Here is a 14,469-nt window from a genome sequence, read left to right on the forward strand (position 1 = left end):
TGCCTTGCATCAACCTATTATAAGTATGGATATGGATCATGGTTCCCAACTGCGATTTTTCGGTGTAGAGGAATTTTAAGCTTCTTTTTATCCCCTCAATTCCTCATTTATAGTAACATTATCAGTATGTCTTTTGTACTGTGTCAAAAGACATCAAAATCCTGACAGCTACAGGTAGATGGAACCCTCATTGAACCAAAATGTGAGGTCAGCCACGGGAACTTCCGTGACTGGCCTCATGTGTTTTATATCTACAAACAAGTGAGTAAATTCTGTGATTGTATAAAGATATACATTTTCCATTTTGGATATTTTTGGGGGGACATATCCAAAATGCATTCTACTGATGTTAACCTATTTTGCGGATAACGGTTTTTGGAATTCTTGTAACCCAATTCATTCTATTTTTGTAACCCGTTTTATTCCATTTTTGTAACCCAAAACAGTACATTTTTGTAACCCATTTCGTTCCATTTTTGTAACCCACTTTGGTTCACAAATTTTGAAATATCCAAAATGGAGCGATTTTAAAAAGTAGGTTTTGAGGTAAAAACCTTCTTTCGTTTTTTGAGTTCGAATGCAAGGTCAGCCATGAAAAACTCCATGACCGACCTCATATGTTTCTTATTCACAAATCGACGAGTGAATCCTGCAATTGTATACGTATAGGCATAAAAATCATCCTTTTTTTAAAGTAGATTTCGTTAACGATTTCTAAGAAAAAAGGTTATTTTTGGATCTGCTCTTAGCCTAATAACGTTGGTTTTTTGATGTCTTTCTTTTTATACGAAGTTATGAAATACCAAACAAGTGTCTGCGTTTCTATCGTCATAATCTGTGAATGTTTTTACATATTCATTTGCACCATGTACTTTTGTAGCTCTAACGGCATCTTTGCAATTTTGATTGCCATACCCGTACGAATAACGATATCCCACCAATGCTGTCTCGCGAATATCTCCCGTATGTCCAAATTCGGCTCCCAGATATAAATCCGTTAAACTTACACATTGATACAACATATTATCATATTCCTGCATCAAGGAAGTATCCCAATTAGAAAGGTTCAGTTCACTAACCTTTTCGCAATAATAAAACGCCTTACTTGCTTTTGAGACTTTTGCTGTGGTGATGCCAGAAACATTTATTTTTGTAGCCGCCTTGCAATTATCAAATGCACTAGTTAAGTCGTTCAATTTAGGAGTTCCGCCTAATTGTGATAGATCGATGCTTGTAACTGCACTGGCATACGCAAACATTCGTTGCATGCTCTGTACTTGTTTTCCTCTAAAGCTGGACACATTGATGCTTGTGCTGTTAGCATAATAAAACATTTCTTTAAATGTTGTTACATTACTGGTATCAAACGAGGTTAAATCCAAATTGGTTATATGTGTTTGATAAAACATTCGTTCCATACTGGTAGCATTAGAAGTATCAAATTTACTAAAATCAACATAAGTCATGTTGTTAAGATAACCACCATAGAACATCTCATTGCAATTTACATCCGTACAATATTTCTCTGCTTCTGAATACCAGTAATAAATTCCACTTGAATCCTCAGTAAATACGTATATTGGCGTACCTGAAGCGTCTGATGATACGATATTTCCAGCAATCAGATACTGAGCATCCGGTGCTTCACTTTCCGTCCAGTTTTCGAGACGCTTAATATTTGTTTTGTAGCGAGTCTGAATTGCTCTCAATGTTGTATTAAATTGTTTGCCCGGTAAAAATGTTGCCGTCTTAGCCTTTGTATCTTCCCAACCAGCAGTAAAAGTAATCTCCCCTGTGGTTCCGGAAGGGATGCTCGCAGGACTCCAGCCAGTAAACTTGCAGCCTTCTTTTGTTGGTGTTGGCGGTGTGTATCCATAATCATCAGAAGTATATTCGGTCTTTTCTCCTGTCAGCGTTCCACCATCTAACACATAATGGATATTATAGGACTGTTTATTTGCTTCCCACTGAGCTGTAAAAGTTATGTTTCCGGTGCTGTCTGTTGGAATACTTGCTGGGCTCCACCCAGCAAACGTAAAACCTGTTTTCGTCGGTTCCGGAGGTGTGTATCCATAATTGGCACTTCCGTACTCCGTCAAGGATCCATCTGCCAAAGTACCTCCATCCAGCGCATAACTGATCTTGCCCAGTTTCCCGGTCGGATTCTGGTCATCTTTATCCGACGGCCGGCTTGTCTGGTTCCCGGACTGGTTCAGGAAGATGGTGTATACCTGATCCAGAGCATCCTTACTCAGATTTCCATCACTGCCAGGTGTCAGGTTCACATTCTGGATATCCGTTGCCTGGATGGCGCAGGCGGTCACGATGATGTCTTCCACGTTACTGCTCAAATCGGATTCCACCGCGTTTTTCATCTGTACCTTCTGGAACAGCTTGTCCGTGGTTGCGCCCTTACCAAGGGTCTTTTTATAACCGTAGACGTAGGATGTCTTCGCTTTCCCGTTTTCCCCGGTCACTGTTTCCGTCCGCAGTAGCTCCCACTGGTCACTGACGCCTTTTAACCGGAACAGATCCTGCTTTTTCTGCGCTCCTGTGCCGTCATCCCCGTCGGTAAACATTTCCTGCGGTACCTCGACCCGTAAAAACGTCAGGGCATCGTTATTGCCTGTGTTCTCGATCTGCGGATCCTTCACGATCTCCTGGTTTGGGACGATGTTTTTGACCTCATCACTGTCATTGCCCGGATAACCAGGTTCTTCCAGGTCGATCTGGACCCTGCCGATCGTGAACGTGTTGGTGGCTGTCTCGGCATCGGTCAGATAGGCCACGGTGCCGCCCGCTGCCACGGAAACCACCAGACCACAGGCAATCAGTGTCCGAAGCAGCTGCTTCTTTGATTTCCTCATAAAAAGAAAACCTCCTTCCATAATTTTTCTTGCGGAACAATTATGGACAGAAATGCTTCATAAATCGCAAAAAGTTGAATCTGTTGTTTCGGTTTCCCGGATCATTCCAGGACCATATTCCTGTTCCGGCATCTCAATGGGTGAATCCGGCACGTTTTTGGTTTGAGGTGGATTGCTTTGTTTCGGAAATAAAAGGAAAACCAGTTCTCGCCCTTATACCCTCTTGTTTCGGAAATAAAAGGAAATTTACAAAAACTGTTTCTTTCCTTTTATTTCGCAAACATATTCTCCTCTTTTCCCTTGTTTTTCTGTGCGTTTTTTCCTTTTATATCGCAAACAAGCATGTTCTGCTCCATTTCATGTTTTCCTTTTATTTCCTAAACAAGGAAGTTTCATGTCGGTGAGTTTTTTCCATAATGTTCCGTGTTTTCGCCCCATACAGCTGTCGCTGCAACTAGAAAAGCTCCTCCCATACATTGGCTGTCGGGACAATTATGGAAGCATTGAATTAAAATTTTGCATATAGGTGTCTTTAAGATTGCTTTGTTTCGGAAATAAAAGGAAAAAGTGCATGTGCTTCAGTTCATCCTTGTTTGCGATATAAAAGGAAAACGCATATCGGTCAAAAACATGCTTATTTAAGAAATAAAAGGAAAAAGTAATTCCCTCTATACCGCTTGTTTGCGATATAAAGGGAATATTTACGAAATAAAAGGAAAATTACAAAAACATCGATAATTTCATAAATAGTCTGAAATTTATCAATTTTCATTGGGGTTAGTTGATAAAATTTCATATAATTTATTATTTTTTGGAAATTTATTAACAAATGGTACAATAGCGCCATTGCAAAATACAAGTCCCTGTCCGGATTCCGCATTTTTGATATAGTTCAGCTGTGATTCCGAAATATGAAGCATGGAACCGATCTCCCGTCTGTCTTCGTTGGACTGGTTCAGCATGACGATGAACGGCGAGTTGTTGATGATACCTCTGGACTCGCGGTTCGTCAGCAGGTCTTCTACATTCTGAGTGATGCCGGTCGGAACGCCGCCATATTTTCGAAATTGTTTCCACATATAGAGTAGCTGCTGCGCGCATAACGCGGACTGCGTCAGGATATACAGCTCATCGATGTAGATCCAGGTACGGATATTTCTTTTTCTGTTCATGATGGTGCGGTTCTTAATATCATTCAGGCACACCTGCATGCCAATCTCGTTCATACCAGTACCGATATCGCGGATATCATAGGTTACGAAGCGGTTCTGGGTATCCACGTTTGTCCGGAAGGAAAATGTATTGTAGGAACCCTGACAATACTTCTCAATCGCGATCTGGATATAACGGGCTTCCGGCTCCGGCTGGCGTCCGAGGATCTTGTAGAAATCCATGAACGTCGGGCTGGCGTTGGTGTCGCAAGTCTTTTTGATTCCTCTCCTCTTCAGCTCCTCCATATGCGCCAGGTAGGGTTCATACAACTGACGGACGCAACGGTCAATAACGGAAATCTGAATCGGGTTCAGTCCTGCCCTGCCATTGATGGCAGACGCACAAATGGAACAGATATAGTCTGACTTGACCGTAACCGGATCATCCCCGTCTTTCGCATCGTATGTAATATCCATATCGAACGGATTGATGTGGGTATCGGATCCCGGCGCGATACGAATTACCTGGCCGCCAAGTGCTTCGCATAAGGGGCGGTACTCAGCCTGCGGGTCAATGACAAAAATTTCGTTCTGTTTGCTGGAAAGAAAAGCCTGTGCCATCTCCAGCTTCGCAGTGAAACTTTTACCGGAACCCGGCATACCGAGTATCAGACCGTTTGAGTTCTGCCCCCGGAGCCTGTTGATCATGATCAGGTTCCTGCTCGTCACATTCACTCCATAGAAGGTTCCGTGTGGCTGTGTGAGCTCCATAGACTCAAACGGGATAAAAAGGGCGGCTGACTCCGTGTTCATCAGACGGTTTAACCGTGCTTTGTTACATCCGATCGGGAGACAGGAATTAAATCCGTTTTCCTGGTCCGAAGTACGTACCGATATCTTACAGAGGTGTTTTTCGACACGGTTCTGTACCAGCTTGGTAAATTTTGTAAGTTCCTCCAGGTCATCCGCAAATACGGTTACGAGCACCGTCATCAGGATGGATTTCTGGTCACGTACCGTAATATCATCATAGGCTTTCGCGGCATCCTTGCGATCCTGTTCCAAATCCGGAGAAATCAAGTCGGAGCCAAGACCGACCTTGGCATTTCGCTTCGCGGCCTCCGCTACATTACGGTTGATTTCCAACATCTGGTTGCGGACCAGCTTGATACCTTCATCCTGCCGCATTGGGGAGAAATGCACGCTGGTCAAAGCCTGACACGGAACATTGGCGATATCCGTTAAAATCTCAGCGGATAACTGCGTCGGAAGATCTCTGAGATACAGAACTCTCGCATATTTATCGCCCAGCCTCAAATAGTCGCGTTCAAATTCCATGGAACTTGGACCGACCACATCCTTAGTCGTCAGACCCAGTGACTGCATCCAGCCGAGATCAAAGGTCCTCGCTTCCTTGCCGTCGATATTCATCTTTTTAAAGAACGGGACATCCGTATCCTGGTTATAAATGTTGTATAAAAGCTCCAGCCGATCCTGCAATTCCATCGGGTCTGTTGTATGTTCATTGATTGCCTTGATTCTGGAAGAAATTTCCCCATCCACACGGGAGAAGGTACCGTTTGCCAACTCGATGTTTTCCGCTTTAATGGAAATGATTAGATACTTTTCCTGTGTGATGTTGGACTGTCCTTCGCTGATTTTGGAACGCAGCACTGAGTTCATGTCCTCGCGCATTTCGTCATACCCGTCATTCTCCATCTCAAACAGGGTTTCGCGGTTGAACTTGTCCATGTCAATCCTGCGGTTAAAAATCAGAAGCTGCGGTCTTACATCCGGTGAAAAGTAATTAAGCAGATCTCCATATGCAAAATACATATCCTCCTGGGTCTGCTGTGTTGCTGTTTTAAAATTTGCATCCGTCAGACGGTAACATTTAGTAAAGATACCTTCTTCCGTCTCGATGATACCATTTGTATATACTTTACGGTATGGAATAGACTGCTGCACGGTTTTGGGAACGCTGATAGACTGGATGAGGGCCTTTTTAGATTTTGCACCCTTACTTGCCAGTCCTGCATTTTTTTTCTTTTCTTTTAAAGGTTTGTCTGCCCCAATTCGGCCAACATCGCCGGAAAAATCCTGGATCTGTCCGCTGCTACTGCCGGCTTTCATTCTGCTGCTTCCGTTTCCAATGTCGGTGACGTCTGCGTTTGACTGCATTTTTTTATTTTTGCCGAACATGTCTTTGGTCTCCTTTCGTTTGTTCTTTGGATAATTATGGAATTTTGTCGGTTCAACATCGCAAAACCGGGATGGCAGATGCACATCCCGGTCCGGTTCTAATCGATTGGTTTCATATCCGGATTGGTTTTCAGATATTTTTCCAGCCTCTTTTTATTCAGTTTCTGTTTTTTCTTCATTTCCTTATCCGTATACTCCTTATCATCACCATCGAAATATTCGTAGGTGATCTTGCTCTGCTTTGCCAGCTTGTCGAAGGTGTTTTCCGTGACGTATGGACGACATTTTGGAGCAAAAAATTTCACGATCGCCACGTCTCTTAAAAACACGGCAAGCGGCATATCACATACATCAATAAAACCACATGCGATAATCGGACTGACTGCCGCGATGGTAATGACAACTTTTAAGTCAGACGGCAATCCAAGTTTTCCAAGAAATGTATTCAGCAGCAAGCCGACAACAACCGCCGGGACAATCGCATAGGTCTGGCGTTTGGTAAACGGTCCGATGAATTTTGCCTTTACATTGCGGATATCTTTCGGTACCGGCATAATAATCATGGTGCATTCCTCCTTCCTGTTTAATGGACGCCGATGATGTCATTGGCAATCTGTCTTGATTTTGCAAACATACCGATCATGGTCAGGTTAATGGCTGTGTTCGTGATGACAGAAAATGATGCACCCAGGCTATCTTTAAAAATATCCGTTACATAAATGATCAGGAAAATGACCGCACCCTGCATGGAAACAGCAAAAAGTTTTTTTAACCACATCCAGCCGTTGCTGCGCCACTTCTCCGAGTACAGGTCCGCAATAGCAAGTGGGGTAAAGAGGTAACGGATGGCGATTTCAATAGCAACCGCATAAACAACCAGCGAAGATGCTAACTGGACCAGTCCATTGCCAAATAAACCAGTGATGCTGCCAAACAGACCGCTTAATCCCGATCCAAGATCGCTGACCACGTTACCAAGACCAGCTACCCAGTCTGATCCCATTGTTGCTAACTGGTTTTGCGATATTACGGACACAAAGCTTTTAACAAGGGCATATTTTACTGCAGCCCCCGATGAACCTTGAACCCCGACGATGACGTTTTCCAAAATTAATGTACCGGCACGAATAATGAGCAGTGCAAAGAATTTATAGTTATAAATGAACCAAACACCAATCATCAGTTTGATAAACTCCCTACTGAGAGCTTCATTGCTGGCGTTTTTATCCTGAATCATGTTCATCATACTAACAGCCCCAAAGGTAATAGCCAGAGCAATCGCAAAAGTCCGAATGTTATCCGAAAAACCAGCCATTCCTGTCGAAACCTTTTCCAATAATTTCGATACCATGCCCTGATTGGCCTTACTAAACGCTGTATCATGTTCATCTTTTGTACGGTTCCATGTCAGAATATTGACTTTTACTCCAGCATCTACTGCATCATTGTCTCCTGCGCCTGCATTGACTATTTCATCTCCTGTTTCTGATTCGTAAGTTGTTGATCCAAAATTAACACCTAACGCCATGGCTTCTTCTTTAAAATATTTTTTCCATTGCACTTTGGCGCCGCTCATGGTATTTGCCAAATCCACCTTTTCATCTTTTAAAATTTCATCGATGATTTTGTATCCGCCTTCCACAGTTGGATCATTTTTAAGATCTTCAGAATCAAGTTTTTCTTCCAATAATTCTACAATGCGATCTCTTTTTGGAGCTGAGTCTGCGTCCTGATAAATTTCTTTCGCCTTTGTAATAAGTTCATCCACCTGGGGATCATTTTCGGCATATGCATTTACAGGTGCGAAAGCGGTCATTGTTACACACAGGCCAAGAAGAAGCGGGATTTTTTTAATCAATCTCATATTTTTATCATTCCTCCTTTTTGACTTGATTTAATTAATAATATTAGCTGCCCGCAGGATGGTCGGCAGGCAGACCATGCAGAAACCAAGCGTTAATTTTGTGAATGCCATGCCGTACTGTCTGGCATCACCGGATTTCTTGGCAATGATTGCGTTGTATAGGCCCCAGATCAGCGCCAGGATGCCGAACAGGCGCAGGATAAAAAAGACTGTGCCAAGAACAACGCCCTGAAAATCACCTATAGTATAGGAGTCAAAGTCGCTTGGTTTTGCATTTGGACTGATAGAAAGTGCGTGAGCGTTTATACTGCAACAAATTGCTGTTACTGCGGCAGTGCAACTTGCGGATAGCTTTTTTTTCATTTTTTCTCTCCTTTCTGACGGCGTCGTTACCAGAGTCCTAATATACACATCAGAAATGGCGCAAAGAACAATACCAGGCCGCCTAAAATATGAGCGACGTTTTCTTTTAAGATTTTTTTAGTTTTAATGCTGGAACCCATTCCTAACAGAACCATACATACGCCGCTTATCTGAGATATACCCGTGACAAATGCAATAGCATTGTCCATGGAAATAAATAGGAACCGGCAAAGTATCAGCATCAGGCCATAACTACTACACCAAACCCATTTCTTTGATCCGGTAATTTCGCCATCCGGTCCGGCTACTTTTTTTGTCGCCAGATAACCCAACTGGCCACTCACAAACATAACAGTACCAATCGGCGCGCAGAGCTGCAGTATAATCCTGCCGATCAAAAGAATTGTTTCGTTTGTAGCAATGCCAAAAATGTTATGCTGCCACATGACACATCCAATAGCTACAATCAATACGAAGAACCATGACTTAAGCCAATCGATCCATTTCATCCACAGCTTCTTCTGATTCTCTTCTGTTGATGCTTCGTTTGAAGCATTCTGATTTTCCATTTCCAATCCTCCTTTCTTCTTTTGGGATAATTATGGACACGGTTTGATGCTTTTGCGCGAAATCCGTGTACCGCAAAGAAAAAACACAGAGTTATGATTTCTGTCACAACTCTGCGTTTGGCAATATCAGAATATTCCAGCCACATGTAATGCTGCCGGTAAACAATATAATGTAAGGCCAATGACCCATACCAGCAGTTCCAAAATTGGTTTTGCAATTTTTTCTACTTGCGAATCTTTCTTTTTCGCAATGAAATGAACACGCATGACAAGATAGAAGCCGAATAACTGCGCCATCTGAGCTGCGACCCAGCAAAACAGGGAGTATTTGTTCATGGTCGGCATACTCTGGATATTCAGACCCCAAATAATAATGGTTGCCACAAAAACAAACCCAAACGCTCCAGTCAGAAATGCAATGCAGTTAATAAGCCAAAGGATTTTTGTTTTTTTGTCAATGTTACTGAAAAATTTCAAGCCCATCTCTCCTTTCAAAATGAAAACGGGCCGCTGTCAGATGACAACGGCCACCAAATACAGTTGTATGCAAATTGTCAGTGTACATTAGATGATGCCGACTGCCTTCAGAATGGATGGCATACAAACCAGTGCCAAGCCACCGATCAGGGTGTTCATTGCTCCGTTCATGGCCTCGGAATCTCCGCCTCTTCTGGCGGTGATGTAACCATACAGGCCCCAGATAAACATACCGATACCGATCAGTCTGCAGATCCAGAAAGATACGCCAAGCACCAGACCCTCTGGGTTTACATTCGCCACACTGGCCTTTACGGTGTAGTTGGTATCAATGTTCAGTGCAAATGCATTCAGTCTCCAAATCATGCAGCTTACGAATGCTACAAAAGCTGCCATGCAGTTCTGAAACCACGCAACGCACCGAGTCCGCAGATTTGCCATTTCTTTTCTTGCAGTTACGGTCTCGTTTTTTGCAGCTGCAACGCCGTTTACAGTACCGAATCTATTCATGTCCGGTTCCTCCTTCCTTTTTGTTTGTCTAATTATGGAAGGAGATGCATTCAATGTCGCAAAAACTTTTTGGCAGCACAAAATCCCCGGGGATTTCCCGGGGTAATCTCTATTCTGTAAATTCCGTGCATTCTTTCATGGCGTCCTGCAGGATCTGATACGCTTCTTTCTGTTCTCCTCTCAGCTCCATATCCGGATTGGATTCCAGAATCCAGAGAATAAACTCATAATTTTCTACCGGATTCAATGTCAACTCCAGAGCATCGTCAATACTTGGAAACCATCCTGTCAGCGGATGCATCCTGCCGGTCAGACGCTCCAGCATGGCATTAAAATGCTCATGCGAAATGCTCATTTTTTCTTCTTTTTCGTCTACATATTCATTCTCTCTCTCTTCTTCCATAAATTACGCAGGGAATCCGCCTGGACGGACACATGCGTTGAAAACGTTACATTACCAGCGTGTTCATGATAAAAGAATTCTGCATTTCCCCCTTCTCCTTTCTGATTTTTGCGCCGTTTAAGGCATTGATTGGGTATATACTGTTTTGTGTACTGAGGATCGATGATCTTCTCTTTCGTTGATAGCATGCGTGATCGTGAGCCGAAATCGTTTCCCACAATCTTTTGCTGTGCAAATTATGGAGCGAAAGTTCGAAATATTGGTTTTGCTTTTGTATGTGCTGCTTTCTTATCCGCAGATATTCGGTTTGTTAGCAAAAAAATAGATCCTCTCTTTTCTGGAAAGGATCTATTTGGAAGATAGTTTGTTTGACGCTTACGGAACCTGTCTTGCTAGAATACCTGCAAGCTCCCCGATATCCGATGCATGTCTGGCCAGAAATTGACATGCCGGCAACGCCTGTTCCACGCGCTTATGGAAGGCATCCACGCCATATGGGTTGCTTCGTAAAAATTCATCCGGATCTTTGTACGGTCTGAAATCCAGAACGCGGACCGGCAGTCCGGCTGCTTTTAAAAGTCCGATGGATTTTTTTGTGGCATTGATTCCGGCGCCGTCACTATCCATGGACAGATACACTTTTTTATAGTGTGAAGCAATGAGACGCACATGCTCTTCGGTCAGCGCCGTTCCAAGTACCGCTGCGCAGTCCTGATATCCGGCGCTGTGCAGCGCGATGTAATCCATATAGCCTTCGCAGATAATGATCGCCTCGCTGCGTCTTTCCGCTTTGTATGGATAACCATATAATCTGGTTCTTTTACTGAAGAGCTGTGAATCCGGTGAGTTGATGTATTTCGGTTTGGTGTCATCCATGACGCGGCCACCGAATGCAATCACATCCCCGTTTTCATCCATGATCGGAAACATGACACGGTTCCGGAACAGGTCATATACATTTCCCTTTTTACTGATCTTAAACAGGCCGGAACGGATCAGGTCACTGTATTCGTATCGACTTTTCAGGGAATCGTACAGGCAGCAGAATGCATCCGGAGCAAATCCAAGTCCATACTCCGCCATCTCTTCTTCCGTAATTCCGCGTTTTTTCAAGTATTGGTTTCCGATATTTCCGCGGGTTGTCAGTTGCTGATAGTAAAAAAATGCTGCATCCGCATACATTCTTAAAAGCACTGGGTCTTTTCCCCGCTGAGGAGGCGTCTGTCTTACCGCGCCGATCCGTTCCAGGAAATCATAACGGTTCCCGCCAGCACCGCAGGCGTAACAGAAAAAAGTACCGTTTTTCTCATCCGCGGAAAATGATGCGATATCTCCGTGACAGAACGGACATTTTCCAAAATATTTTCCGGATACCCGGTCACGATACATTTTTGTATACATGGATGCCAGTTCCGGCATTGTTTTTGGTTTGCTGTACATATTTTTTTCCTCTTTTCGCATTGTATGTTGCCGTATTACAATACAGTCTGTCTTTGCAGTGCCTCTGCCAGAGCGGCGGCTGGGACAGAAAAACATTTAGCACAGGCAAGGAGCATTTTATAATGTGTTTCATTCTGTTTCCAGAGCTCCAAGCCATGATATATGCCACCGCCAAATCCGGTGTATTTTTTCACAGCCTTTTCCAGTTTCTCCTTCCGGTCCATTTCCGACCCCATGGAGGTGTAAAGCCGCAAAAATTCCTCAATGCCTTTCCATTCCCTGTCAGCGCCGATTCCAAGCGTGAAAATCGGTTTAGTGCGCCCGGAGCCGTCCCCGTTTTCTCTGGATTTGTTTTCTCCATCCATTCGGTAAAGTTTTGCAAGCATTTCCGGACCGGAGCTGGATGCGTCGGCAATCACTGGTTCCGTCTTGTTGCTCATGGAGCATACACGCCCTAAAATTTGTTGGAACGTAACCAGTGATGTGACATTTCGGAATAATACAATCCCCGTAACATCCGGCAGATGTACTCCTTCCAGAAGCATATCCACGGAAAGGATGACTGCTTTTTCTGCTTTCTGCATGCCGGCAATGACCTGAGACAGATTTCTTAAATCCGCATACAGAATAAACACTTCATATCCTGCAAAAATTTTTCTCATCCGGTCTTCGTATTCATGCAGTTTGGTTTTGCCGGCAAAATAAACAATCCATTTATTTCGCGGATACATTGCAACGATTCTGGCAAGCGTCTGTTCACATTCTTCATACGCGATCTTTACATTAACATTCCCTTCGTATTCTTCGCGGATCTGTTTCGGATCTTTTTCCGGAAGCATGACGCGGTAGTTAAATTTCGGCATCAGCCCAAGCCGGATTGCTTCAAAGTTGCTGATACCGTTTACGGTCTGATCAAAAATACTGCCTGTATGGACTGATTTCTTATGCCCGTATTCCTTGATGTCGCGTTCCGGAGTGGCTGTCAAGCCGAGGAAACGCGTTCTTGACAACAGGTGCATGCATTCCGCAAGGTTTTTGCCATACCGGTCGCTCCACAGATGATGTGCCTCATCAATTACGACAAGATCATATCCGGACAGTTTTTTTATTCCTTTTTCCTTATCCGTAAAAAAATTGAATGTTACAAAATCGACCGGAATCTTAGAACTGAGCCACTGAAAATCCGTATATTCACTGATGTTTTCCTGTACGGCATATTTTGGGATGACATACAAAATGCTTTTCAGTTCCTGCAGCATGCGTTCCACGATACCCATGAAGACATAGGATTTCCCAGTTCCTACTCCTGAGGTGTACAGGATGCTTCTCGTACCTGAGTGATATGAATCAACAATTTTTTCTACAACCGGCAAGTTGTGTTTGCTGATTTTAATTTTCATAGCTGATCTCCTTTAAAATGCCCGTTGGATGCCCATATGTTCCATAATCTCAAGAGGTGTGCAAATATCTTTTGTTCCGTCAGGGAATGTGCAGATGTAATAAACGTCATGCTCTGTTGAAAAACCCCGTTGTGTTTTAACACCGTGGAAATTCCCGTCTGAATTGGTCCCAATATGCGGATGTCCGATCTGTCCGGAGCGGAACTGTTTCATGGCTTTGTGCTGATTTATAACGCCATCTTCAAACATGATGTCAACATCACATGCACCACGGTATTCCACAATCTTCATACGCAAGCCGTTTTTTGCTGTTCTTACCATGCCGACAGGAGAGGTTGTGACCGGTTTGATTTTCCCGGATAAAAAATCTCTATATGCCACATGTTCTTTAATTTCTCCAGTGGAAAATCTGACATCCATGTCATGCGCGGTCCGATACGCGATGATTTCCATTTCAAGTCCACAGTTAGCCATGCGTATTTCTCCGACTCTGTGATACATGGTTTCCGGATTGATTTCAGGATGTTTGATGCATCCCTGTAAAAATGCACGGTAGCTTCTGTGTTGCACAATAATCCCGTCTGCAAATTCAACATCGATATCTGTTGTCGTCCGATATGCGACAATCGTCATGACCATCCCGTTTAATGCTGTGGATGTTTCATGATAGCGGATCACACACATGGGAAAGATCCTGTGCTGAAAATTATAGTATCGCGTATGTTGTAGGATAAACCCGTTTGAAAATTCAACGTCGATATCCGTAGCTTCCCGATACGCAATAATTTCCATTTGCAAATTTTTGTATGTACCGGTTTCATGCAGTCGCGACTTCATTTTTTTCTCCTTTTTTCTTCAATTACAAATATGAGAAGCCAAGGCATGGCCCAGGCTCCCCATATGTAAGATTGAACGGTTTAATTCCAAATATCTGCTTCCTGATCGCTGTAAAAATCATAGCCGTCACGGAGCCTGTCTTTTTCCAGTTCCCGCAGCAGCTCGTTGTCTTCTTTTGAACGCAGGCCGTATGCCGGAGCATGGTCGTAATCCAGTCCAAGCACTTTTTTGTGGATTGCTGCAACCTCGTCATCGGTATATTCTTCTTTGTCAGAACTTTCGATTTCTCTGATTGCATCAACCACAGACTTTGTCTGTTTTTGTACCTTTAAGCTGTACAGTACTTTGTACTTACTTAACATTGTTTTATCCTCCTTATACTCGGA

General features: G+C 43.5%; 13 protein-coding genes. All 13 read right to left on the reverse strand.

Annotated elements, in window-relative coordinates; translation table 11 throughout:
* Positions 1 to 782: 782 nt before the first annotated feature.
* The gene (locus ABCW45_RS00450; RefSeq protein ID WP_343219957.1) at positions 783 to 2,888 is read right to left on the reverse strand and encodes a TasA family protein; all 2,106 of its coding nucleotides are present in this window, start codon (positions 2,886 to 2,888) and stop codon (positions 783 to 785) included.
* Positions 2,889 to 3,628: 740 nt separating this feature from the next.
* Positions 3,629 to 6,220 carry a VirB4-like conjugal transfer ATPase, CD1110 family gene (locus tag ABCW45_RS00455; RefSeq protein ID WP_215630928.1) on the reverse strand — a complete coding sequence of 864 codons (2,592 nt, stop codon included), beginning with the start codon at positions 6,218 to 6,220 and terminating at the stop codon, positions 3,629 to 3,631.
* Between the two features lie 98 nt (positions 6,221 to 6,318).
* Positions 6,319 to 6,783, reverse strand: coding sequence for a PrgI family protein (locus ABCW45_RS00460; protein ID WP_215630927.1), 465 nt, complete (start codon positions 6,781 to 6,783; stop codon positions 6,319 to 6,321).
* 20 nt (positions 6,784 to 6,803) lie between these two features.
* Positions 6,804 to 8,084: a hypothetical protein gene (locus ABCW45_RS00465; RefSeq protein WP_343219958.1), complete on the reverse strand. Its 1,281-nt coding sequence runs from the start codon at positions 8,082 to 8,084 to the stop codon at positions 6,804 to 6,806.
* Between the two features lie 30 nt (positions 8,085 to 8,114).
* Positions 8,115 to 8,447 carry a hypothetical protein gene (locus ABCW45_RS00470; protein ID WP_343219959.1) on the reverse strand — a complete coding sequence of 111 codons (333 nt, stop codon included), beginning with the start codon at positions 8,445 to 8,447 and terminating at the stop codon, positions 8,115 to 8,117.
* A gap of 26 nt (positions 8,448 to 8,473) precedes the next feature.
* A complete protein-coding gene (locus ABCW45_RS00475) occupies positions 8,474 to 9,016 on the reverse strand; it encodes a hypothetical protein (RefSeq protein WP_343219960.1) in 543 nt (180 codons plus the stop codon).
* Positions 9,017 to 9,142: 126 nt separating this feature from the next.
* Positions 9,143 to 9,493, reverse strand: coding sequence for a hypothetical protein (locus ABCW45_RS00480; RefSeq protein ID WP_343219961.1), 351 nt, complete (start codon positions 9,491 to 9,493; stop codon positions 9,143 to 9,145).
* An 87-nt stretch (positions 9,494 to 9,580) separates the two neighbouring features.
* Positions 9,581 to 10,003: a hypothetical protein gene (locus tag ABCW45_RS00485; RefSeq protein WP_343219962.1), complete on the reverse strand. Its 423-nt coding sequence runs from the start codon at positions 10,001 to 10,003 to the stop codon at positions 9,581 to 9,583.
* Between the two features lie 109 nt (positions 10,004 to 10,112).
* Entirely contained in the window at positions 10,113 to 10,406 is a 294-nt protein-coding gene (locus tag ABCW45_RS00490) for a hypothetical protein (protein ID WP_215705314.1), read from the reverse strand.
* A gap of 375 nt (positions 10,407 to 10,781) precedes the next feature.
* Positions 10,782 to 11,846: a DNA primase gene (locus ABCW45_RS00495; protein WP_343219963.1), complete on the reverse strand. Its 1,065-nt coding sequence runs from the start codon at positions 11,844 to 11,846 to the stop codon at positions 10,782 to 10,784.
* 35 nt (positions 11,847 to 11,881) lie between these two features.
* Positions 11,882 to 13,246 (reverse strand): DEAD/DEAH box helicase, encoded by a 1,365-nt coding sequence (locus ABCW45_RS00500; RefSeq protein ID WP_343219965.1) that lies wholly within the window; start codon positions 13,244 to 13,246, stop codon positions 11,882 to 11,884.
* Between the two features lie 12 nt (positions 13,247 to 13,258).
* Positions 13,259 to 13,879 (reverse strand): hypothetical protein, encoded by a 621-nt coding sequence (locus ABCW45_RS00505; protein ID WP_343219966.1) that lies wholly within the window; start codon positions 13,877 to 13,879, stop codon positions 13,259 to 13,261.
* A 284-nt stretch (positions 13,880 to 14,163) separates the two neighbouring features.
* Entirely contained in the window at positions 14,164 to 14,445 is a 282-nt protein-coding gene (locus ABCW45_RS00510; RefSeq protein ID WP_343219967.1) for a hypothetical protein, read from the reverse strand.
* Positions 14,446 to 14,469 lie beyond the last annotated feature (24 nt).

This window comes from Pilosibacter fragilis, assembly GCF_032490495.1.
GTDB classification, from domain to species: domain Bacteria; phylum Bacillota; class Clostridia; order Lachnospirales; family Lachnospiraceae; genus Pilosibacter; species Pilosibacter fragilis.